Annotated in this window: 25 protein-coding genes; all 25 read left to right on the forward strand. The window is 46.4% G+C overall.

The window, feature by feature from the left end:
• Nucleotides 1-34: 34 nt before the first annotated feature.
• The 25 genes from P22_RS07720 (at nucleotide 35) to P22_RS07840 (ending at nucleotide 20,878) form a co-directional block, all read left to right on the forward strand.
• Nucleotides 35-634 carry a manganese efflux pump MntP gene (locus P22_RS07720; protein WP_235814586.1) on the forward strand — a complete coding sequence of 200 codons (600 nt, stop codon included), beginning with the start codon at nucleotides 35-37 and terminating at the stop codon, nucleotides 632-634.
• Nucleotides 635-714: 80 nt separating this feature from the next.
• Nucleotides 715-1,182: a low molecular weight protein arginine phosphatase gene (locus tag P22_RS07725; RefSeq protein WP_054259657.1), complete on the forward strand. Its 468-nt coding sequence runs from the start codon at nucleotides 715-717 to the stop codon at nucleotides 1,180-1,182.
• A gap of 20 nt (nucleotides 1,183-1,202) precedes the next feature.
• The gene (locus P22_RS07730) at nucleotides 1,203-1,796 is read left to right on the forward strand and encodes a TIGR01440 family protein (protein WP_082378433.1); all 594 of its coding nucleotides are present in this window, start codon (nucleotides 1,203-1,205) and stop codon (nucleotides 1,794-1,796) included.
• A 36-nt stretch (nucleotides 1,797-1,832) separates the two neighbouring features.
• On the forward strand, nucleotides 1,833-3,068 hold the full coding sequence (gene glyA / locus P22_RS07735; RefSeq protein ID WP_054259658.1) for a serine hydroxymethyltransferase: 1,236 nt from the start codon (nucleotides 1,833-1,835) through the stop codon (nucleotides 3,066-3,068).
• A gap of 11 nt (nucleotides 3,069-3,079) precedes the next feature.
• On the forward strand, nucleotides 3,080-3,706 hold the full coding sequence (gene upp, locus P22_RS07740; RefSeq protein ID WP_054259659.1) for a uracil phosphoribosyltransferase: 627 nt from the start codon (nucleotides 3,080-3,082) through the stop codon (nucleotides 3,704-3,706).
• A 178-nt stretch (nucleotides 3,707-3,884) separates the two neighbouring features.
• The gene (locus P22_RS07745; RefSeq protein WP_216598050.1) at nucleotides 3,885-4,337 is read left to right on the forward strand and encodes a deoxycytidylate deaminase; all 453 of its coding nucleotides are present in this window, start codon (nucleotides 3,885-3,887) and stop codon (nucleotides 4,335-4,337) included.
• Nucleotides 4,338-4,419: 82 nt separating this feature from the next.
• Nucleotides 4,420-5,091, forward strand: coding sequence for a nucleoside triphosphate pyrophosphohydrolase family protein (locus P22_RS07750; protein WP_054259660.1), 672 nt, complete (start codon nucleotides 4,420-4,422; stop codon nucleotides 5,089-5,091).
• 265 nt (nucleotides 5,092-5,356) lie between these two features.
• A complete protein-coding gene (locus P22_RS07755; protein WP_054259661.1) occupies nucleotides 5,357-6,385 on the forward strand; it encodes a glycosyltransferase family 4 protein in 1,029 nt (342 codons plus the stop codon).
• A 91-nt stretch (nucleotides 6,386-6,476) separates the two neighbouring features.
• Entirely contained in the window at nucleotides 6,477-7,664 is a 1,188-nt protein-coding gene (gene wecB / locus P22_RS07760) for a non-hydrolyzing UDP-N-acetylglucosamine 2-epimerase (protein ID WP_054259662.1), read from the forward strand.
• A gap of 139 nt (nucleotides 7,665-7,803) precedes the next feature.
• Nucleotides 7,804-8,019: an AtpZ/AtpI family protein gene (locus P22_RS07765; protein WP_054259663.1), complete on the forward strand. Its 216-nt coding sequence runs from the start codon at nucleotides 7,804-7,806 to the stop codon at nucleotides 8,017-8,019.
• A 30-nt stretch (nucleotides 8,020-8,049) separates the two neighbouring features.
• Nucleotides 8,050-8,451, forward strand: a complete 402-nt coding sequence (locus P22_RS07770) for an ATP synthase subunit I (protein ID WP_054259664.1) — start codon at nucleotides 8,050-8,052, stop codon at nucleotides 8,449-8,451.
• A 4-nt stretch (nucleotides 8,452-8,455) separates the two neighbouring features.
• Nucleotides 8,456-9,136: a F0F1 ATP synthase subunit A gene (atpB, locus tag P22_RS07775; RefSeq protein ID WP_054259665.1), complete on the forward strand. Its 681-nt coding sequence runs from the start codon at nucleotides 8,456-8,458 to the stop codon at nucleotides 9,134-9,136.
• A gap of 60 nt (nucleotides 9,137-9,196) precedes the next feature.
• Nucleotides 9,197-9,445, forward strand: coding sequence for a F0F1 ATP synthase subunit C (gene atpE, locus P22_RS07780; protein ID WP_054259666.1), 249 nt, complete (start codon nucleotides 9,197-9,199; stop codon nucleotides 9,443-9,445).
• A 229-nt stretch (nucleotides 9,446-9,674) separates the two neighbouring features.
• The gene (gene atpF / locus P22_RS07785) at nucleotides 9,675-10,178 is read left to right on the forward strand and encodes a F0F1 ATP synthase subunit B (RefSeq protein WP_054259667.1); all 504 of its coding nucleotides are present in this window, start codon (nucleotides 9,675-9,677) and stop codon (nucleotides 10,176-10,178) included.
• Nucleotides 10,172-10,741 carry a F0F1 ATP synthase subunit delta gene (locus tag P22_RS07790; RefSeq protein ID WP_054259668.1) on the forward strand — a complete coding sequence of 190 codons (570 nt, stop codon included), beginning with the start codon at nucleotides 10,172-10,174 and terminating at the stop codon, nucleotides 10,739-10,741. Before atpF ends, P22_RS07790 begins: the two co-directional genes overlap by 7 nt.
• Nucleotides 10,738-12,273, forward strand: a complete 1,536-nt coding sequence (gene atpA / locus P22_RS07795; protein ID WP_054259669.1) for a F0F1 ATP synthase subunit alpha — start codon at nucleotides 10,738-10,740, stop codon at nucleotides 12,271-12,273. Before P22_RS07790 ends, atpA begins: the two co-directional genes overlap by 4 nt.
• 6 nt (nucleotides 12,274-12,279) lie before the next feature.
• Entirely contained in the window at nucleotides 12,280-13,134 is an 855-nt protein-coding gene (gene atpG / locus P22_RS07800; RefSeq protein ID WP_054259670.1) for an ATP synthase F1 subunit gamma, read from the forward strand.
• A 44-nt stretch (nucleotides 13,135-13,178) separates the two neighbouring features.
• The gene (gene atpD / locus P22_RS07805) at nucleotides 13,179-14,591 is read left to right on the forward strand and encodes a F0F1 ATP synthase subunit beta (protein ID WP_054259824.1); all 1,413 of its coding nucleotides are present in this window, start codon (nucleotides 13,179-13,181) and stop codon (nucleotides 14,589-14,591) included.
• A 3-nt stretch (nucleotides 14,592-14,594) separates the two neighbouring features.
• Nucleotides 14,595-15,011 (forward strand): F0F1 ATP synthase subunit epsilon, encoded by a 417-nt coding sequence (locus tag P22_RS07810; protein WP_054259671.1) that lies wholly within the window; start codon nucleotides 14,595-14,597, stop codon nucleotides 15,009-15,011.
• A 134-nt stretch (nucleotides 15,012-15,145) separates the two neighbouring features.
• The gene (locus P22_RS07815; protein ID WP_054259672.1) at nucleotides 15,146-15,910 is read left to right on the forward strand and encodes a YwmB family TATA-box binding protein; all 765 of its coding nucleotides are present in this window, start codon (nucleotides 15,146-15,148) and stop codon (nucleotides 15,908-15,910) included.
• A gap of 70 nt (nucleotides 15,911-15,980) precedes the next feature.
• Nucleotides 15,981-17,237, forward strand: a complete 1,257-nt coding sequence (murA, locus tag P22_RS07820) for a UDP-N-acetylglucosamine 1-carboxyvinyltransferase (protein ID WP_054259673.1) — start codon at nucleotides 15,981-15,983, stop codon at nucleotides 17,235-17,237.
• Between the two features lie 175 nt (nucleotides 17,238-17,412).
• On the forward strand, nucleotides 17,413-18,411 hold the full coding sequence (gene spoIID, locus P22_RS07825) for a stage II sporulation protein D (protein WP_054259674.1): 999 nt from the start codon (nucleotides 17,413-17,415) through the stop codon (nucleotides 18,409-18,411).
• Nucleotides 18,412-18,469: 58 nt separating this feature from the next.
• The gene (locus P22_RS07830; protein WP_054259675.1) at nucleotides 18,470-19,189 is read left to right on the forward strand and encodes a M23 family metallopeptidase; all 720 of its coding nucleotides are present in this window, start codon (nucleotides 18,470-18,472) and stop codon (nucleotides 19,187-19,189) included.
• A gap of 193 nt (nucleotides 19,190-19,382) precedes the next feature.
• The gene (gene spoIIID, locus P22_RS07835) at nucleotides 19,383-19,649 is read left to right on the forward strand and encodes a sporulation transcriptional regulator SpoIIID (RefSeq protein ID WP_054259676.1); all 267 of its coding nucleotides are present in this window, start codon (nucleotides 19,383-19,385) and stop codon (nucleotides 19,647-19,649) included.
• A gap of 203 nt (nucleotides 19,650-19,852) precedes the next feature.
• Nucleotides 19,853-20,878 carry a rod shape-determining protein gene (locus P22_RS07840; protein ID WP_054259677.1) on the forward strand — a complete coding sequence of 342 codons (1,026 nt, stop codon included), beginning with the start codon at nucleotides 19,853-19,855 and terminating at the stop codon, nucleotides 20,876-20,878.
• Nucleotides 20,879-20,940 lie beyond the last annotated feature (62 nt).

A 20,940-nucleotide genomic window follows, 5' to 3' on the forward strand; every position in this document is an offset into this window, starting at 1 on the left:
TCCGCGCACATATATATATAAGCGCGGAGGTGGGATGGTGAGTAGTTTGGAAGTGCTTATCCTGAGTATGGCACTGGGTACGGATTTGTTTTCGGTGGCAATTCCGATTGGCATGAACCGGATCAGGTGGAATTTTATTCTGCGGGCAGCCTTGCTTTTTGCTGTTTTTCATATTGTTATGATTTTAACCGGTTATCATTTTGGCCATTGGCTGGGAATGGCGGTTGAGCATGTTGAAACCTATCATGTGGAATGTTCGTCACTGGTTATGCAAAACTGGGCAAATGCTTTTGGCGCTCTTGTTTTAGCCGGATTGGGTATTTACATGATGAGGGAAAACTTGACGGGAGGAGAGGAAAATACTTCTTCCGGCAAGATGCTGCAGGGCTGGGCATTGGCCATGCTGGGTATCAGTGTCAGTATTGACGCTTTGGCAGCAGGATTTAGCATGGGGATGATCGATGTGGATCTGATCAAATTAAGTGTTACCTTGGGTGTGGTGATTTTTGTTATTGCGCTGGTAGGTCTGACTTTGGGGCGGCGTTTGGGAAAATGCATTGGTTCCAGGGCGGAATTGGCGGGGGGGGCCGTACTGGTGGGATTAGGCCTGCATATATTGTGGACGGCATTATAATGGTAAGGAACAGCGAGCTTCACCAAGTAATATGCTAAGGTCTGGACATACTATTATTTGGTAAGGAGGAGTTTTGCCTTATGGTAAGAGTTTTATTTGTTTGTACCGGCAATACCTGCCGCAGTCCTATGGCTGAGGCTTTATTGCGTAAAAAAATCGGACAGGCCGGCTTGGAGCATGCTATTGCCGTATCTTCTGCCGGCATTATGGCCGGGGAACAATATCCGGCAACGGAGCAGGCCTGTAAAGCTATGCGTATGCAGGGAATTGATTTGAAAGGGCATCGCTCCCGGCAGTTGACGGTGGATAGTATTCATGGAGCCGACCTGGTCCTGACCATGTCAAAGTCACATAAGGAACGGATTATCAGTATGTTCCCGGAAGCAAGAGGAAAAGTATATACTTTGGGCGAATATACATCTGCCGGCGGTGATATAGCTGATCCTTTTGGCGGTGACTGCCGGGTATATGTGCAGACTGCTGCAATCCTGGAGCAGTTGCTGGCACAGGCATGGAAAAAAATTGTCGCTTTAGCAGGAATAAAATAGTGAAACGGAGAATCTGTGGTATGGACAAAAACAAAGAGCATTTTGAAAGCCTGAATCAAGAAACTGCCCCGGACATCCGGCAACTCACCCGGCAGACAATAGCAGCTGCATCCGAGCTGGTCCAGGTTGCTTCCATGCAACCTGGACAGATTTTGGTGATTGGTTGCAGCACCAGTGAGGTACGGGGAAAACATATCGGATCAGCCGGTTCGGCAGAAGTGGCACAGGCTCTGCTGACAGGCCTTTTGCAGGTTGCCGGCCAGTATGACATCGCTCTGGCGATACAATGCTGTGAGCATTTAAACCGTGCGTTGGTTGTGGAGCGATGGGTAATGGAAAAATTTAATCTGGAAGAGGTCAGTGTCGTTCCTGTGGCTAAGGCTGGTGGTTCGCTGGCGGCTTATGCCATGCGTGCCTTCAGCAATCCGGTTATTGTGGAATCCATTCAGGCACATGCGGGCATGGACATTGGCCATACTTTGATTGGCATGCACTTAAAACGCGTGGCTGTACCAGTTCGTCTGCAGCAGCAACAAATTGGCGCTGCTTTACTTGTTGCTGCCCGCACCCGGCCTAAATTAATCGGTGGCGCACGAGCCGTGTATGAAGCATAATATCAATAATAGAAGAGTTTGGAGGAGAAGAAACAAATGAGTACACTACGTGGTTTTGACCCTGAGATCGCCCGTGTTATTGAGCTGGAATGCCAACGTCAACAAAACAAATTGGAATTGATTGCATCGGAAAATTTTGTCAGCAGGGCGGTTATGGAAGCACAGGGATCGGTTTTGACGAATAAATATGCCGAAGGATATCCGGGACGCCGCTACTATGGCGGCTGTGAGTATGTGGATATGGTGGAACAGCTGGCTATTGACCGGGTTAAAGCTTTGTTTGGCGCCGACCATGCAAACGTACAGCCGCACTCCGGTGCCCAGGCCAATACGGCGGTTTATTTTGCTTTTTTACAACCCGGGGATACCATATTGGGTATGAACCTGTCGCACGGCGGTCATTTGACCCACGGCAGTCCGGTTAATATTTCCGGTAAATATTATCAGGTAATTGCTTATGGTGTCGATTCTGTCACGCACCGGATCAATTATGAGGAGCTTGAAGATCTGGCTATGACCCATAAGCCTAAAATGCTGGTTGCCGGCGCCAGTGCGTATCCACGGATTATTGATTTTGCAAGATTGAGTGAAATTGCCCGAAAATCCGGTGCTATGCTGTTTGTGGATATGGCCCATATAGCCGGGTTGGTGGCAGCCGGTCTGCATCCGAATCCTGTGCCTTACGCGGATATTGTAACAACGACAACCCATAAAACCTTACGTGGCCCGCGGGGCGGGGTTATTTTATGCCGTCAGGAATATGCGGCTGCTGTAGATAAAGCCATATTCCCGGGCATCCAGGGTGGACCGTTGATGCATGTAATCGCTGCTAAGGCTGTTGCATTTAAAGAAGCTATGACAGATGAATTCCGCCTGTATCAGGAACAAGTGGTTAAAAATGCGCGTGCTTTGGCCGATAAACTGACTGTAGCCGGGTTTAATCTGGTTTCGGGTGGGACCGATAATCATCTGATGCTGGTGGATGTGCGGGGGCAAAATCTGACCGGTAAACAGGCAGAAAAATTATTGGATGAAGTCGGCGTTACCGTTAATAAAAATACAATACCGTTTGATCCGGCCAGTCCGTTTGTAACCAGCGGCATTCGTATCGGTACTCCCGCACTGACTTCACGCGGGATGAAAGAAGAAGATATGGCGGTTATTGGTGAGATTATCAGTATGGTGCTTAACCGTCCGGAAGATAATGAAGCTAGGGCAACAGCGGCTACTATGGTCGAACAGTTGTGTAAAAAATATCCGTTATATGCTTAGGAGATGAACAGATGCAAGTAAAGATAATTGACCACCCTTTAATACAGCATAAATTATCGTTGATCCGCGATGTGAAAACAGGACCGAAAGAGTTCAGGGAATTGCTGGATGAAGTAGCCATGTTAATGGCGTATGAAATTACCCGCGATCTGCCGCTTGAGGTCACGGAAATTGAGACCCCGGTGGCCAAATGCCAGTGCAGGATGCTGACAGGTAAAAAAATAGGAGTTGTTCCTATACTGCGGGCCGGTTTGGGTATGGTCAATGGGGTATTGCGGCTGATACCGGCAGCAAAAGTCGGGCATGTCGGGTTATACCGTGACCCGGATACGCTGCAGCCGGTTGAATATTATTGTAAACTTCCTTCTGATGTGGCTGAAAGGGACTTTGTGGTAATTGACCCCATGCTGGCTACCGGAGGATCATCATCAGCGACTATTGACATTCTCAAACAAAAAGGCGCCAAACATATCAAGCTGATGTGTCTGGTAGCGGCACCGGAAGGTGTACTGTTTGTCAACAAGCAGCATCCGGACGTGGGAGTATATACAGCCGCAGTGGATGAGTGCCTGAATGATCATGGCTATATTGTGCCTGGACTGGGTGATGCCGGCGACCGAATTTTCGGGACGAAATAAACTTACAGACGATAGAGAATCCGTTTTAGAGGTTCTCTTTTTTTTGCAGGAAGCAAACAAACGCTGCTAAGGGAAAATTTATATCTGGCGACCTGGCCTGCAGTAATATATAATAATGGAGATAAGAACACTCAATATGCAATAAATAAAAGCAACAGGGCAAAGGGAGTTGTTGACCGTGATTCGACCGTCCTGGGACGAATATTTTATGAAAATGGCACGGGTGGCCGCCACCCGTTCCACTTGCTTACGCCGGCAGGTGGGAGCTGTCATAGTGAAAGATAAACGGATTTTAACTACAGGTTATAATGGCGCGCCGCAGGGAATACGGCATTGTAGCGAGACCGGCTGTCTTAGGGAAGCTGCTGGCATTCCTTCCGGTGAAAGACACGAATTATGCAGAGGTACTCATGCGGAGCAAAATGCCATTGTACAGGCGGCTTTTCATGGTGTGCAAATCGAAGGAGCAACTTTATATTGTACGCATCAGCCGTGTTCAGTTTGTACAAAAATGATTATTAACGCCGGAATAAAACGTATTATCTATGAAAATGCTTATCCCGACACTCTGGCCGTTGCCATGCTGGAGGAAGCCGGTATTTGCTGTGAATGGATTAAAGCTGAAAAGTAAGGAAGTTTCCGCTAAAATTCCTGTACAAAGTTAAAGCAATATGTTAAAATTTTACGTAAATAAGCAAACGGAGCGGCTATCTATGCTGGAATCCATCTATTTGCCAAAATTAAATCACCTTGTCCCCACTTTGGATTCAACGCTGTTGAAGATCATGGAGGAGGCTGGAGAACTGGCACGGGCGGTCTTGAAATTTTTGCCGTTCGAAAGTTTGCAGCGGGATCTTGTTCTACAAAATGCTGCTGCTGCTGTTTTGCTGGACGATGTAGCCGGCGAACTGCTGGATGTGGCGCAGACTTGTGTCACTATGATTTTTGTAATGGAAGATATGCCGGAGTTTGCCGGCGTTTCAACAGAAGAATTGATAAACACTCACTTAAGCAAGCTGGAAGCAAAAGGCTACCGGTTTGACCATACGCCTGCCTACAGTATTACGACAGAGGGAAATTATAAATATTTAGTCCTGCCCAGATTATTATTGGAAGAAGTTACGCTATTGACAACGGTCTGCAAGATACAAGAAGAATTGGGCGAGTTGACTCAGTTTTTGGGCAAACGTCTGGGAGCGTCGGGGGAAACTTCCAGATTGCCCCGGGATGAAGCGTTACAGGGCTGTGCTGAGGAACTGCTCGATGTTGCACAGTGCTGCTTTACTATGATGTACATTTTAGCAGAGCGCTACGGTGCCGATATCGGCATATTGGTAGAAAGACATATAGAAAAGCTGAGACGTAAAGGATATTGTACCCGGTAATCCGGGAGACCCGGATAAATCAGCGTGCGTTGAAGGTCGGTTTCTGTCAAAATCAAGAAGACTCGATGGTTTTGACAGATTATTTTTTATAAAAAGACAGTAAAAGGGCAAAATGGATGGTATTTATCATGCTGATTATGAATATAGCTACAGGGAATGAAAATACTAGAAAAACGGACTGTATAGAGAAACCGGTATAGTTTGACAAGTACTGATACGTAAGTTACAATGAAAACGTTGGTTTAGGAAAGAGGTGTTTACGTTTATGCAGGCATATTTTGTTGCATTTATCGTAGCGTTGGCTGTGGCCTATTTTGCTACCCCGTATATAAAAAAACTAGCTGTTAAAGCTGGGGCCATGGATGCACCGGATGCCCGGAAAGTTCATACCAGCCCGATTCCCCGCATGGGAGGACTGGCAATTTATGCAGGTTTTATTCTGGCGGTGTTATCCAGCATGCAAATTACACATGATATTTTTGGTTTGCTGGTTGGTGGTACGGTGATTTTAATTGTCGGCATCATTGATGATTTGAAACAGCTGTCGGCCAGGGTCAAATTATTTGGACAGATCGTAGCGGCTGCGGTGCTGGTATTATTTGATGTGCGGATTGAGTGGCTGACGAATCCGTTTGGTGATATGATCTACGTTGAATATTTGTCCATCCCGCTGACCATTCTATGGGTGGTCGGGCTTACAAATACCGTGAACCTGATTGACGGCCTGGATGGTTTGGCCGCAGGAGTTTCCACCATTGCTTCTATTACGATATTGCTGGTTGCCTTGCAGCAGAATTTTTGGACAGTTGCCATTATGATGGCTGCTTTAGCGGGCAGTGCGCTCGGCTTTTTGCAGCATAACTTCAATCCGGCAAAGATTTTTATGGGCGACACCGGCAGTATGTTCTTAGGCTATATGCTCGCGGGGATTTCCGTACTCGGTATGGTCAAAAGTGCGGCGACAATTGCGCTAATTGTTCCTATCTTGGCATTGGGACTGCCGATCATGGATACCTTGTTTGCCATTATACGCCGCTATAATGGCGGGCGTCCGATTTTCAAACCGGATCGTGGTCACTTGCATCACCGGCTGCTGGACTTGGGTCTGACACAAAAACAGGCGGTATTGCTTATGTATGTCATCAGCGGTTGTCTGGGACTGAGTGCTATTGCCCTGACGGAAGTGAATAAGGGATTGGGCGCGATTATCATCGCTGTTGTGCTGATTATCGCTTTCTTAGGTGCGAAAAAAATCGGCGTTTTGAAATCGGATAAATCAGTTGGCAGTCATTGATTTAATCGTGAAGTTGCATATGCAAAGACTGATGGGTAGGCATAGTGCCTGCCCATTTCTGATAAATAAGCGATAATGGGGGAGTGTATACATGCAGCAATGTAGGGAGAAGCCTAAACTTAAAGTTATGACAATCTTTGGTACCCGTCCGGAGGCCATCAAAATGGCACCGGTTGTTCTGGAACTGGCCCGGTATCCGGAGTTTATTGTACCGGTAGTTGTTGTTACGGCACAGCACCGGGAAATGTTGGACCAGGTTCTTTCGTTATTTGCCATTACACCGGATTATGATCTGGATATTATGTCACAGGGACAAACTCTTTTCGACATTACCTGCCGGGCAATGAACGGACTTAATGAAGTAGTGGCAAAAGAAAAACCGGATATTGTGCTGGTGCATGGTGATACCACGACTACCTTTGCCGGTGCGCTGGCCGCGTATTATCATCAGACGGCGGTCGGCCATGTAGAGGCGGGGCTGAGGACTCATAATAAATATTCACCTTTCCCTGAAGAAATCAACCGTAAATTAACCGGTGCTTTAGCTGATCTGCACTTTGCGCCGACCGAGGTTTCCCGCCAGAATCTATTGGCGGAAGTAGTGCCCGATGATCAGATTATTGTTACCGGCAATACAGTCATTGATGCTTTAAGAATGACGGTGGATGATCAATATGTCTTTAGTGACAAGCTGCTGGCCGGAATTGACTATCATAACAGACGGATTATTCTGGTGACAACACACCGGCGGGAAAACTTAGGGGAACCGATGCGGCATGTATATCAGGCTTTAAGAGATATTGTAACGGAATTTACCGACGTGGAAGTTGTTTTTCCTGTACATAAAAACCCAAAAGTCCGGGAAGTGGTGCAGGCCGAACTGGGAGGACTGGATCGGGTGCATTTAATAGACCCGTTAGATTACCAGCCTTTTGCCAATTTAATTGCCCGGGCTTATTTGGTACTTACTGATTCAGGAGGAATTCAGGAAGAAGCACCGTCTTTAGGAAAACCGGTTTTGGTGCTGCGTGATACAACGGAGCGTCCTGAAGCAGTTAAAGCCGGGACGGTTCGCCTAATTGGCACGGAACAGCAGTGTGTATATGAGGAAACCCGCCGCCTGCTGACAGATGAAGCGGCGTATGGATGTATGTCGGATGCCTGCAATCCTTATGGCGACGGACAAGCTTCCAGACGTATTGTAGAGACTATTTTGTTTAAATATGGATTTATCAGTAAGCGGCCGGATGTATTCCGGATGGATGCTTGTTTTAAATGACAGGACGTTAATTTTTTGTTAGGAAACTATTTTGTTGAAGGATTTTCTTAGTGCTTGGCGAAATCTTCTATTATGTGTTTGATATAATCTTCCTCAGCAGGAAATAATAGTTCTGAAACGTGCTGTAAGAGGTATTTTTATGCGCAAGGATGAGGAAAAGCAAGCTTATTATTCTTTTGGCATAGCATTGACAATTGGTTTTACTATGGCTGGTAATGTTGCGGTTGCCTTGTTTATCGGGCATATGGCGGATGCCTGGCTGGGAACCTCTCCGTGGTTGGCTGTTTCTGGAATTATTATTGGTATGATTTCAGGATTATGGTCTATATACAAAAAAGTAACTGACCGGTTCTGAACAAAAGTATGTCGTATAGAAAGGGAAAAAATGCAATCACTTGTTTTAGAAGGCAAAAGAATTTTAAACCAGGTGTGTTTGTGGAGTTTCTTAATTTCTTTCGGCTCATATCTGATGGAAGAGATCGAATTTGCTTATGGCATTCTAACTGGCTCTGTGAGCGGTGTGGCGTATTTGATGATGATGTCTTTCCGGGTGAAAAAAGCTGCAGACTTGCCGCTTCAACAGGCAATAGCCTATATGCGGACAGGCTGGATAATCCGATTGGGCTTTATTGCCTTGGTGGCATCATGGGCTGTTAATATGCCTAATGTAGACATTGTTGGGATGTTGTTTGGATTATTTTTACTTTATATTATTGTTTTTTTTCATGTTGTTAAAATAGTGATGCGCACCAAAGACAACAGGAAATTGTTTATAAGGAAGGAGTGAGAAAATGGAGCATGGTGGCGGTCATGAAATTGGAGCGCACAAATTAGCACATATTGCTGGTTTAACATTCAATATGGATACTTTATATATGACTTGGTTGACCATGGCATTTATTATTTTGATTGCGGTATTGGCCGTAAGGAAACGGTCTATGATACCGCGAGGCTGGCAGAATGTATTGGAAATGACGATAACCGCCTTGCTGGACCAATTGGAAAGTACTGTCGGTCCTAAAGGGTTAAAGCTGGCTCCGCTGATAATTACCTTGTTTTTATTTTTGCTTTTTTCCAACTGGCTTGGCTTGATTCCCGGATTTACGTCGCCGACCAATGATTTAAACACTGCGTTGGGATTGGCATTAATGATAGTCATTCTTGTTCATGCAACAGGAATAATAAACAAAGGAATTATAAAACACCTAAAGCATTTTATTGAACCTAATCCTTTTTTTCTGCCAATTAATCTTGTTGAAGAGATTGCAAAACCGGTAACGTTGTCTTTCCGTCTTTTCGGTAACATTATGGCAGGCGAGATTTTACTTCTTATTTTAGGGATGCTGGTGCCTTATTTTGTTCCTACTCTCTGGTTAGCATTTAGTGTGGTGGTAGGTATTATTCAGGCATTTATTTTTACAATGCTTGCCATGTCTTATCTGTCCAGTTCACTAAAAGATGAGCACCATTAAAAACAACAATCTCATTTTATTTGTTATTAGCTTTATTACAGGGTGAAAGGAGGAAACCATATGGAACATGCTATTATTGTCGCCGCTTCTGTTATTGCGGCAGCTTTAGCTATTGGTCTGGCTGCATTTGGCGCTGCTGTAGCTGACGGCAATGTCACAGCGAAAGCAATTGAAGGGATCGCCAGACAGCCTGAGGCGAAAAACACTATTTTGGTAAATATGTTTATTTCTGTAGGCTTAATTGAATCAATTCCGATTATTGCCGCAGTTATTGCCATTTCTTTAGTTTTTGCTAATCCGTTTATTTAACTGCTTTTAGTAGGAAAAGTATCTTGAAAGGCTGTGAACTTGTTCCGGGAAATCTATAAAGGATGTATGTAGTACCTTGACCGTCAAGGGATGCTTATGATCAACTTGGAAGTTCAGTACTCATTTGTCTCTTTTATTAATAACTCCGGAATCAGTGTAGGACGTCTGGATTAGAGCACTTTTGCTCTGCCGACGTCCTGTTATATGCCTTATGAGGAGGATGGCCTTTGTGATCGAGATAAATGCGACCTTGGTGGCGCAAATTATAAATTTTTTAATTTTGGTCTTCATTTTAACCAAAGTGGCGTATAAGCCTTTAATGAAAACTTTGGAAGATCGTCAGACCAGCATAGCCAATAGTGTGGCAGCGGCGGAAAGCGACAGACAGGCAGCCGAGGAAATGAAACACGAATACCAAAAACAGCTTGCCGAGGCACGTGCCCAGGCCCAGGTTATTGTGGAAAAGGCTGAAAAACTGGCGGAAAAAAATAAGGAAGATATTTTAGAGGAGGCCAAAGCAGAACGGGCCCGTTTATTGGAGACGGCGCAGGAGGAAATTGCCCGTGAACGGCAATTGGCTTTAGTTGAGCTTCGTGCTGAGGTTGTAGGACTTTCGATTGCTGCGGCGACCAAGGTTATTGAAAAAAACATTGATGCCGAAGTAAATTCCCAGTTGGTTTCCGAATTTATTGATAAACTGGACGATAAGAAGATAGGTGGCCTGCCATGTTAGCTAATCAGTTAGCAGTTAAGTACGCGCAGGCCCTTTTTGAGTTGGCCAGTGAACAACAGCGGCCGGATGAGGTAGCCGCCCAGTTGCATATGGTAGTGGAAACGGTTACAGAACATCAGGAATTGGCTACCTTGCTATATCATCCACGAATACCAGCGACAGCTAAGAAAGAAACAATCAGCAAAATTTTTTCCCAGGAATTGACGGAAAGTGTATATCGCTTTCTAATGCTGCTGATAGATAAACATCGCGAGGCCATATTGCCGGCTATTGAGGAAGAATATACCAAGTTCGTTAATGAAACCAATCATGTTATGGAAGCGATGGTTACGACGGCCATGCCGCTTGCCGCTTCGGAAGAGGCGGCATTGTCTGCTAAATTGAGCCGGGTAACCGGGAAAAAAGTGATTTTAAGAACAACGATAGATCAGGCGATTATTGGCGGCATCATCGTAAAGATGGGTGACAAGTTGATTGATGGCAGTGTTGTACGGCAGCTTCAGGTACTTAAAAATTCACTGTTGAGCAATGAAGCTAAGATTGGGGTGACAAACCAGGTATGAAAATGAGGCCAGAGGAAATAACAGCGATCATCAAACAGCAAATAGAACATTATCAGGTGGATCTTAATATTGATGATGTGGGAACTGTCATCGAAGTAGGCGACGGTATAGCCCGAATCCATGGACTGGAAAAAGCCATGGCCGGGGAATTATTAGAATTTCCCAACGGTATTTACGGTATGGTGCTTAATTTGGAAGAAGACAATGTCGGTGGGGTACTGTTGGGCGGAGAAACCCAGATTAAAGAAGGAGATACGGTACGGCGTACCGGCCGTATTATGCAGGTACCCGTTGGGGAAGCCATGGTAGGCCGGGTTGTGAATGCATTGGGCCAGCCTATTGACGGCAAAGGACCGATTGCCACTACAGAATTCCGGCCGGTAGAATACCAGGCACCGGGTATTGCGGACAGGCAGTCGGTAAAAGAACCGCTACAAACAGGATTAAAGGCGCTGGATTCCATGGTGCCCATCGGCCGCGGGCAGCGTGAACTGATCATTGGGGACCGCGGGACTGGCAAAACGGCCATTGCGGTGGATACCATTATTAATCAGAAGGGACAGGGCGTTATTTGTATTTATGTCGCCATTGGCCAAAAAGCGTCCACGGTGGCGCGTGTCGTAAAATCGCTGGAAGAACACGGCGCAATGGAGTATACCGTTGTCGTGACGGCAACCGCTTCCGATAATGCGCCGCTGCAATATCTGGCACCCTATTCCGGCGTAGCCATGGGTGAATATTTTATGTACAAAGGCGACCATGTTCTGTGTGTGTATGACGATTTGTCCAAGCATGCTATGGCCTATCGGGCCATGTCGCTCTTACTGCGTCGCCCGCCAGGACGTGAAGCCTATCCCGGTGATGTATTTTATTTACATTCGCGCCTGCTGGAACGGGCGGCAAAATTATCGACAGAACTGGGAGGGGGATCCATTACCGCCCTGCCGATTATCGAAACACTGGCAGGAGATGTGTCCGCCTATATCCCGACCAATGTCATTTCGATCACCGATGGACAAATATTCCTGGAGAGCGAACTGTTCTATTCGGGGGTTCGTCCGGCCATTAATGCCGGTCTGTCGGTATCACGTGTTGGCGGTTCTGCTCAAATTAAAGCTATGCGTCAGGTTGCTGGCCGTCTGCGCCTGGATTTGGCGCAGTATCGAGAATTGGCGGCTTTTGCGCAGTTCGGTTCCGATCTTGATAAGGCGACTAAGGCGCTGTTGGACCGCGGAGAGCGGACAATGGAGGTTCTAAAGCAATCCCAGTACAGTCCACTGCCCGTTGAGGAGCAGGTCATGGTCATTTATACCGTAGTAAACGGTTATATTGACGATGTGGCCACCGAGGAAGTTGCCAAATTTGAAAAGGAATTTTTGAAGTTTATGCGGCTGAATTATGCTGAAATTGGTAAAGGAATTTATGAAAAGAAAGTCCTGGATGCGGATATTGAAACGGCTTTGAAAAAAGCGATCACCGAATTTAAGGATACCTTTATGTCCTATGATAAATCACAAGGTGCTGCGGGGTGATAAGATATGCCTAGCGCACAGGATATACGCCGGCGGATAAAAAGTGTTAAAAACATCGGGCAGATTACCAAGGCCATGAAAATGGTTGCTGCCGCGCGATTGAGACGGGCGCAGGAGCGGGCGCTTGCAAGTACTCCGTACACAGAAAAGATCAAAGAGGTTCTTGCCAGTGTAGCGGGAAAAACAAGGGATGTGTCTTTACCGCTGCTGGAGGTCCGGGAGGTAAACCGAACCGGTTTTATCATTTTAAGTTCTGATAAGGGCTTGGCCGGAGCTTATTCGGCCAATGTAATTAAAGAAGCAGCGCAGCAAATTCAGTCAAAAAAGGATGCCGGACTGATTACGGTTGGCCGTAAAGCCCGGGACTATTTTAAACGCCGGGCGTTTAAAATAGATCAGGAATATACCGGGTTTTCAGAAAAACCGACCTATTTACATGCAGTGGATATTGTAAAACATGCAACGCAGGCATTTATTACCGGTCAGTATGATGAAATTTATTTAGTGCACACCCAGTTCCATTCGCCGATTAACCATAAGCCGGTTACGATTAAACTATTACCGGTTGACAGTTCGGAACACGGTAGGGAAGCTGATGGACAGCAGGAGTACCTATTTGAACCTTCGGCATCCGAAGTGTTGGCAGCATTGCTGCCGCAATATCTGGAAACTACGGTTTATAATGCATTGCTGCAATCCGCCGCCAGTGAACTTGGCGCCAGAATGACGGCTATGAGTTCGGCCACGGAAAATGCCACAGAACTCATAGCTAAGCTGACCTTGCATTATAACAAGGTGCGTCAGGCTAACATCACCCGTGAAATTACGGAAATTGTCGGTGGGGCGGAAGCATTAAAATAAGACTCATTGAAAATGAAGTGAGTTTCAAAAAGGAGGGAAATCCCCTGAATACTTTAGGCAAAGTAATACAAGTAATTGGTCCGGTTGTTGATATTGAATTTCCCCCGGAACAATTACCTGAAATTTATAATGCAGTTAAAATCAAGGGTGAAGCCGGCGAGGTAAAAATTGATTTGACGGTAGAAGTCATGCAGCATCTTGGTGACAATATTGTACGTTGCGTGGCTATGTCGTCCACAGATGGTTTGACTCGGGGAATGGCAGCGGAAAATACCGGCTCTCCGATTAGAATTCCGGTAGGCAAGGGCACGCTGGGCAGAATATTTAATGTATTGGGTGAACCGGTGGATAAAAACGAAGAGGTGGTACAGGCGGAGGACTATTGGCCGATTCACCGGCCAGCTCCGGATTTTGAACAGCAGGAAACTGCAACCCAAATCCTGGAAACGGGAATTAAGGTGGTTGATTTAATCGCCCCGTATTCACGAGGCGGTAAAATCGGTTTATTCGGCGGTGCCGGCGTGGGGAAGACTGTTTTGATTATGGAGCTAATCCGCAATGTGGCAACCGAACATGGTGGCTATTCCGTTTTCGCCGGTGTGGGCGAAAGAACCCGCGAGGGTAATGACTTATGGATGGAAATGCGCGAATCGGGCGTAATTGAAAAGACCGCACTGGTATACGGCCAAATGAACGAACCGCCGGGAGCCCGGATGCGGGTGGGGCTGACAGGACTTACCATGGCGGAATATTTCCGTGATATTGGCGGACAGGATGTGTTATTATTTATTGATAACATATTCCGGTTTATACAGGCGGGTTCGGAAGTGTCGGCGCTATTGGGGCGTATGCCATCGGCGGTAGGTTATCAGCCTACATTAACTACTGACGTTGGTGCGTTGCAGGAACGAATTACATCGACCAAACAAGGCTCCATTACATCAGTACAGGCCGTGTATGTGCCGGCGGACGATTTAACCGACCCGGCTCCGGCAGCCACCTTTGCCCATTTGGATGCCACTACGGTACTATCAAGACAGATTGTCGAACTCGGCATCTATCCGGCAGTGGACCCGCTTGAATCGACATCACGGATTCTCGATCCTAATGTTATTGGTGACGAGCATTATCAAGTGGCTCGTGGAGTACAGGAAGTATTGCAGCGGTATAAAGAGTTGCAGGACATTATTGCCATACTGGGTATGGAAGAATTATCGGATGAGGATAAGCTAATGGTCGCCAGGGCACGTAAAATTCAGCGTTTTTTGAGTCAGCCTTTCTTTGTTGCCGAAACCTTTACCGGAACACCCGGCAAGTATGTTCCCCTGAAGGAAACAATCCGCGGCTTTAAAGAAATCTTGAGCGGGAAGCATGACGACCTGCCGGAAGGTGCGTTCTATATGGTAGGTTCAATCGATGAAGTGGTGGAAAAGGCGAAAACCATGAAAGGGGAGTAGCCCATGGCCAAGACAATTAGACTGGAAATTGTGACCCCGGAAAAAATTTTTCTTACTGATGATGTGAATATGGTTATTGCCCGTACCACGGGCGGTGATATCGGTGTTTTACCGGGACATGCCCCGTTGATTGCCGGACTGGATATCTGGATACTTCGCTTACTGCGAGATGACGGGGAGCAGCAACTGGCCCTATGTGGGGGCATGATTGAAGTAAAGCCGGATAAGGTCACTATTTTGGCAAGTTGTGCGGAAAAGCCGGAAGAAATTGATGTTATACGGGCCGAGGCCGCCAAAACGCGAGCTGAAAAACGCCTGCAGGCGCCGCAGCAAGGCGGAATTGATGTTGCCAGAGCGGAGCTTGCCTTGAAACGGGCTCTCCTTAGATTGAAGATAGCAGAAAAGGGGCATAAAATGTAATACAAAGGCAGGCTGCATTGCCTGCCTTTGTATTACCTGTACCCCGATAGATGAATGACAACCATTTCCTTGCATAGAATCCCTAAAAAATGGCAAACATGATAGTAAAGATTATATTTGCAGGGATGTGCAGAATGCGTTGGTTTTCTTATGGTATTATTGGTTTTGGTATACTTGGTGTTTGCCTTTTGTGTCTTTCCTATGTTCAGGCCGCAGCTACAACGGAAGTGCTGCGACAGGCTATGGCCGCCCTAGAGTTGAAAGAGAAAGAAGCGTCAGTCAGCAGTTGGACGGAGCTGCCCTGGGGGAAAATCAGCGAAGAAGAGTGCAGTTCTATAGTAGCTGAAACAATGAAAAAGCTGGAAATCGGGCCGGAACAATACCGGATCGGGGCAGTTCATAATGGACGTCAGCGTTTTATGACAGCAGAAGCAGTTTTAGAAAATGTAACAATACGTGTGCTGGTTGAATCCGTCACTTTTCCGGACAAAGGCAGGGATAAGGAAGTTTCCCAACATTACCTGGTTGTGCATGTGACGGAATATGGGCTAAATAAGTCTATACTGGATAAATATCGTCAAAAAGTTTCGGACATTATCGCGAATTTTGGAGAAACGCCTCGGATTACCACTTGCCTGGTCGGTTATCTTGATGGTAAACTAGGTAAGGAAGAATGGGCAGAGCGTATAAATAAGGCTTTCCAGGCGGTTCATGCTACCCAATGCCGAATCATATATGGTGAGAATTTTGCCAGCGGTATAGGCTATACGGCAGGGATACCTGAATCCGTGGATTCGAATCATCAACCGGTTAATGTTAATGTAGCCGTCCGGTACAGCGAATTTGAGAATCGCACTTATTTTATTATTGGCTCTCCAGTTATTAATAGAGAATATTAAGCTTATGATAACATCTGTATACACGGAAAAGAAAAAGCGGTCAGAAGAGTTAGTGGGGGGACCATAGGATATGGAAAAATTAATTATTACAGGGGGCAATCGGTTGACCGGGACTGTAAAGATAAGCGGGGCCAAAAATGCGGTGTTACCTATTATTGCTGCCTCGCTTTTAGGGACTTCGCCCAGTACACTGGAAGAAATCCCCGATCTGGAAGATGTCCGTACGTTTACACACGTGCTGGAACATTTGGGCGTGGAAACGCAGCGCGAAGCAGACTCGCTATTCATAGATAGTTCAAATATTACCAGTTGTGACGCTCCTTATGAACTTGTGCGTAAAATGCGGGCATCTTTTCTGGTCATGGGGCCGCTGCTGGCGAGGCGTGGCTCGGCTAAAATTTCTCTGCCTGGCGGCTGTGCCATCGGCACGCGTCCTATCGATCTGCATTTAAAAGGGTTTGAGGCGCTGGGAGCGGAAATTGATATCGGACATGGCTATATTGAGGCCAAAGCGCCAAACGGGCTACACGGTGCCAGAATTTATTTAGACTTTCCCAGTGTAGGAGCAACGGAAAATATCATTATGGCAGCTAGTTTGGCAAAAGGCGTCACTATTTTGGAAAATCCGGCCCATGAGCCGGAGATTGTGGATTTGGCAAACTATCTTAATGTGATGGGCGCACGAGTACGCGGTGCCGGGACCAATGTAATTAAGATAGAAGGAGTCAGTGAACTCAGAGGAACCTCTTATACGGTCATACCGGATCGTATTGAGGCAGGAACATATATGGTGGCTGCAGCTATGACCGGGGGGGATGTCTGGATAGAGAATGCGCTAACCGAACATTTAAAACCTGTCATAGCCAAACTTAAGGAAGCAGGAGCAAGCATAGAGGAAGATGTCAGCGGACTCCGGGTGTATAGTTCCGGAAGGTTACGGTCTATTGATATTAAAACCTTGCCGTATCCGGGATTTCCTACCGACATGCAGGCGCAGTTCATGGCATTGTCGACGGTGGCTCAAGGAACCAGCGTTTATACGGAAACCGTGTTTGAAAACAGATTTATGCATGTTGATGAACTGAAACGCATGGGTGCCAATATAAAAATCGAGGGCCGCAGTGCCATTGTTGAGGGTGTCCCTAAGCTTACCGGCTGCCAGGTCAAAGCTACTGATTTGCGGGCGGGAGCAGCTATGGTGCTGGCCGGCCTAGTTGCGGAAGGTCAGACAGAAGTGGGTTACATTCATCATATTGACCGTGGATATGACGGTATTGTGGAAAAGCTGCGTGGAATTGGCGCAGATATTCAGCGGATTAATAAATAAAAAAAGCAGTAGCAATAAAAGATGAAGGGCAGTCAGGCCGATAGGCTTGACTGCCTTTTTATGTCATAGTAACCGCGACGGTTGCATAGGATATAGTGATTATGTAACAGCCCGTCATTTGTATCAGCTATGTTTTAGAATCATTGAAAATAGAAGATAAGAGGAGAATTCAACCATGAAAAAAGTGCTGGCAGGCACTATTGCCCTCGTTGTTTTATTAGTGTTGGTGGTTCCGGCGGTGGTAATACACAGTTTATTTGTATTTGTGCCGCCTAACAAATCGGAACGTGCCCTATACAAGGGGGAAGATATTGTGATAAGAGTGTATTTGCCTGATCAGGACAAGATTATGGAACTGAATCTGGAAGAATATATAAAAGGAGTAGTAGCGGCGGAGATGCCGGCGCAATTTGAACCGGAAGCATTGAAAGCGCAGGCGGTGGCGGCCAGAACCTATGCGGTAAAAAATATGATTGCCTTTGGCGGTAAAGGCGTGACAGGGCATCCGGGAGCGGATATCAGCACCGATCATAAAGAAGGACAGGCGTGGCTGGATGAGAAGGAGCTTGTGACACGCTGGGGGCCGTTAAGCTACACAGTGTACTGGAACAAAATCAGCAAAGCGGTTGAAGAGACACGTGGAATTATTATCACTTATCAAGGGGAGCCGATACACGCCGTTTTTCATTCGACGAGCGGCGAACGGACGGCCAGTGCGCAGGAAGTATGGGGATTTGATTATCCTTACCTGAAAAGTGTACCCTGCCAGTGGGATAAACAATCGCCGCGTTATAGTGATGCCAAGACCTTTGCCTTGTCAGATATTGCGGCCCGGCTGGGAGAAGATACGGAAATTATAACAGCCGCGCAGAATCCAAACGGTCAAGTTGCAGAAATAACCGAAATGACCGATTCGGGGCGGGTCAGCCAGGTCCGTATTGGCAGTAAGGTATTATCCGGTTCGGTAGTACGGGATAAGCTGGAGTTGCGGTCAACCAATTTCCAAGTACAACTGGCCGGCGATAAAATGATTTTTAAAACTATCGGTTACGGTCATGGAGTTGGCCTGTGCCAGTATGGAGCCGATGGCATGGCTAAAGAAGGAAAAGATTATAAATATATTCTCCGATACTACTATACCGGGATTGATTTTAAAAACATTCTGGAATCATAGGAAGAAAATGTCTGGAATAAGGTCAAAAAGGGCATACTGCTAATGAGGTGATACCGGTATGCCAAAACAAGTAATAAAAATCCTAAGCATGGTGAAAGAACGCTTGTCCGTGCTTGGCAAACTTGATTTTATACATTCGCTGTATGCTGCAACCGGCATGTTGGTAACGGCTGTTATATTGATGCTGGTTGTTGCGGCAAGTATAAGCAATACGGGCAGTAAGCCGAGTCCCGAGGTATCGCGGCAGTCTTTGGCAATTAGTACGGTTAATACGCCGGAAGATCCCGGTGAACTGCAGCCGGTCAAGGAAGATTATGTGCTGCCGCAGCCTGCCCCGGCCGCAGTCATAGTGGAACAATCCGCCAGCCAGGCCGTTGTTGAGAACTCCGCAGGCGAAGCTGTATGGCCCCTACAAGGTCAAATTAAAACCGATTTTGGCTGGCAGGAATATCCGCTTTATGGCGAATGGCGTTTTCATGCCGGTGTTGACATTGTTGGGCAGGAAGGCGTGGCCGGTACTGTGCGGTCTGCTTTTCCTGGAAAAGTCATTGATATTTATGAAGACCGTCATACCGGGCTGACAGTGTCCGCAGCACATGGAAAAGATACGGTTTACTACGGTTCTTTAGCAGAAGTCAAAGTGCAGAAAGGTGAACTATTAACTGCCGGACAGGTGATCGGAACGGCCGGAACTTGTCCCAGTGAACCCTTTGTTCATCTCCATTTTGCCGTAAAACGAGGGGGGAATTCGGTAAATCCCCGGGAGTTTTTGAAATAGCACCATCAGGTTGTTGATTTATTTTCCTTTGCAATGATACCTTATTTTCAGCGAAAATCGTTGCCGGCTGATAGTACTTTTCCTTCCTCATCCGGAATCAATACAAATCATGCGCGAATTTTCTTTTCGCGCATGATTTGTATTTGTCCGCATATACATTTAGCAAGTAGTAGGTGAGGGGGAAGCGACAAAGATGAAAGACTATATTCGCAAAAGGGTGTTGGATATTTGTAATCATATTCTGGAAAGCAAACATACTGTGCGGCAGGCGGCTGCTGTATTTGGTGTTAGCAAAAGTACGGTGCACAAAGACATGATTGAACGCTTGCCGACGATAAATAAAAGGCTGTCCAATAAGGTGCGGAAGGTACTGGAGATTAATAAAGCGGAGCGCCATATCCGGGGAGGGGAAGCAACTAGAAAAAAATATCAAGAAACAAAAGAACATGAAGAAAATTAGAGGATTTTAAAAGTAATTGTAGAAGCTAAAAAAATATATGCATTTCTGATTATCATCCATAAATAGGAAGCTGACATATGGGCGCTATCGTGCATCGGAGGATGTTTTACAAATTGCTGACAGATAGGTTGCCGTATGCCGCTTGCTTTTTTATATGATAACAGGAGACAAGCTTAACTGGCAGTTTCGAAAGGGGATTTTTAATGTTTGGTTCGATGGATATTGGCGTTGACTTAGGTACGGCAAATGTTTTGGTGTACATAAAAGGTAAGGGGATTGTGTTGCGGGAACCGTCCGTAGTTGCTATTGACCGGGATACCAATCAAATTCTGGCGATTGGGGAAGAGGCCCGCCGAATGCTGGGGAGAACGCCGGGGAATATCATTGCTATCCGTCCGTTAAGGGAAGGTGTAATTGCGGATTATGATACGACAGAAAGTATGCTGCGGCATTTTATCCAGAAGGTTGCCGGTAAAAACTACTTTTTTAAGCCGCGCATTATGGTATGCATACCGTCGGGTGTGACGACGGTAGAGAAAAGAGCGGTTCTGGAAGCCACCATGCAGGCTGGTGCCCGAAGGCCGTATTTAATTGAAGAACCCATGGCGGCTGCGCTGGGAGCGGGCGTGGATATTTCGGAACCCTGCGGCGCCATGGTTGTTGATATCGGTGGTGGAACTACCGATGTGGCTGTATTGAGCTTGGGCGGCATTGTGCTAAGCGAATCCTTGCGTATCGGCGGTGATAAATTTGATGAAGCGCTGGTTCGCTACGTAAAGAGAGAATATAACATTATGATTGGGGAACGTACCGCAGAAGAAATTAAAGTGAAAATTGGCACCGCATTTCCTAATGAACGGGATGAATATATTGAGGTACGCGGACGGGATTTGGTCTCGGGTCTGCCCAAAACCGTAAGAATCAGTTCCTCAGAAACCAGGGAAGCCCTTTCGGAACCAGTTTCTTTAATTATACAAACCGTTAAATCGGTTTTAGAAAATACACCGCCGGAGCTTTCTTCCGATATTATGGACAGGGGGATTGTGATGACCGGGGGCGGAGCCCTGCTGAATGGACTGGAACGGCTGATTATTCAGGAAACCGGCATTCCGACCTATCTGGCTGAAGATCCATTGTCCTGTGTGGCCCTGGGTACGGGTAAGGCGCTTGATTCACTCGAAGCAATAGAAGATAGTTTAACGACTCTAAAAAAAGGAAGTATTGCATAAATGTAGAATTATAATAGTGGTACATTCTGGTTGATATTGTTTAAGGTGCTATCCTGCCGATA

Origin of the sequence: Propionispora sp. 2/2-37 (assembly GCF_001298735.1) — a bacterium.
GTDB lineage: Bacteria > Bacillota > Negativicutes > Propionisporales > Propionisporaceae > Propionispora.

What these genes read in the sequence shown, in the direction of transcription:
- P22_RS07720 (WP_235814586.1), top strand. Translation starts at nt 35, where the DNA reads ATGGTGAGTAGTTTGGAAGTGCTTATCCTGAGTATGGCACTGGGTACG.
- P22_RS07725 (WP_054259657.1), top strand. Translation starts at nt 715, where the DNA reads ATGGTAAGAGTTTTATTTGTTTGTACCGGCAATACCTGCCGCAGTCCT.
- P22_RS07730 (WP_082378433.1), top strand. Translation starts at nt 1,203, where the DNA reads ATGGACAAAAACAAAGAGCATTTTGAAAGCCTGAATCAAGAAACTGCC.
- glyA (WP_054259658.1), top strand. Translation starts at nt 1,833, where the DNA reads ATGAGTACACTACGTGGTTTTGACCCTGAGATCGCCCGTGTTATTGAG.
- upp (WP_054259659.1), top strand. Translation starts at nt 3,080, where the DNA reads ATGCAAGTAAAGATAATTGACCACCCTTTAATACAGCATAAATTATCG.
- P22_RS07750 (WP_054259660.1), top strand. Translation starts at nt 4,420, where the DNA reads ATGCTGGAATCCATCTATTTGCCAAAATTAAATCACCTTGTCCCCACT.
- P22_RS07755 (WP_054259661.1), top strand. Translation starts at nt 5,357, where the DNA reads ATGCAGGCATATTTTGTTGCATTTATCGTAGCGTTGGCTGTGGCCTAT.
- wecB (WP_054259662.1), top strand. Translation starts at nt 6,477, where the DNA reads ATGCAGCAATGTAGGGAGAAGCCTAAACTTAAAGTTATGACAATCTTT.
- P22_RS07765 (WP_054259663.1), top strand. Translation starts at nt 7,804, where the DNA reads ATGCGCAAGGATGAGGAAAAGCAAGCTTATTATTCTTTTGGCATAGCA.
- P22_RS07770 (WP_054259664.1), top strand. Translation starts at nt 8,050, where the DNA reads ATGCAATCACTTGTTTTAGAAGGCAAAAGAATTTTAAACCAGGTGTGT.
- atpB (WP_054259665.1), top strand. Translation starts at nt 8,456, where the DNA reads ATGGAGCATGGTGGCGGTCATGAAATTGGAGCGCACAAATTAGCACAT.
- atpE (WP_054259666.1), top strand. Translation starts at nt 9,197, where the DNA reads ATGGAACATGCTATTATTGTCGCCGCTTCTGTTATTGCGGCAGCTTTA.
- P22_RS07790 (WP_054259668.1), top strand. Translation starts at nt 10,172, where the DNA reads ATGTTAGCTAATCAGTTAGCAGTTAAGTACGCGCAGGCCCTTTTTGAG.
- atpA (WP_054259669.1), top strand. Translation starts at nt 10,738, where the DNA reads ATGAAAATGAGGCCAGAGGAAATAACAGCGATCATCAAACAGCAAATA.
- atpG (WP_054259670.1), top strand. Translation starts at nt 12,280, where the DNA reads ATGCCTAGCGCACAGGATATACGCCGGCGGATAAAAAGTGTTAAAAAC.
- P22_RS07810 (WP_054259671.1), top strand. Translation starts at nt 14,595, where the DNA reads ATGGCCAAGACAATTAGACTGGAAATTGTGACCCCGGAAAAAATTTTT.
- P22_RS07815 (WP_054259672.1), top strand. Translation starts at nt 15,146, where the DNA reads ATGCGTTGGTTTTCTTATGGTATTATTGGTTTTGGTATACTTGGTGTT.
- murA (WP_054259673.1), top strand. Translation starts at nt 15,981, where the DNA reads ATGGAAAAATTAATTATTACAGGGGGCAATCGGTTGACCGGGACTGTA.
- spoIID (WP_054259674.1), top strand. Translation starts at nt 17,413, where the DNA reads ATGAAAAAAGTGCTGGCAGGCACTATTGCCCTCGTTGTTTTATTAGTG.
- P22_RS07830 (WP_054259675.1), top strand. Translation starts at nt 18,470, where the DNA reads ATGCCAAAACAAGTAATAAAAATCCTAAGCATGGTGAAAGAACGCTTG.
- spoIIID (WP_054259676.1), top strand. Translation starts at nt 19,383, where the DNA reads ATGAAAGACTATATTCGCAAAAGGGTGTTGGATATTTGTAATCATATT.
- P22_RS07840 (WP_054259677.1), top strand. Translation starts at nt 19,853, where the DNA reads ATGTTTGGTTCGATGGATATTGGCGTTGACTTAGGTACGGCAAATGTT.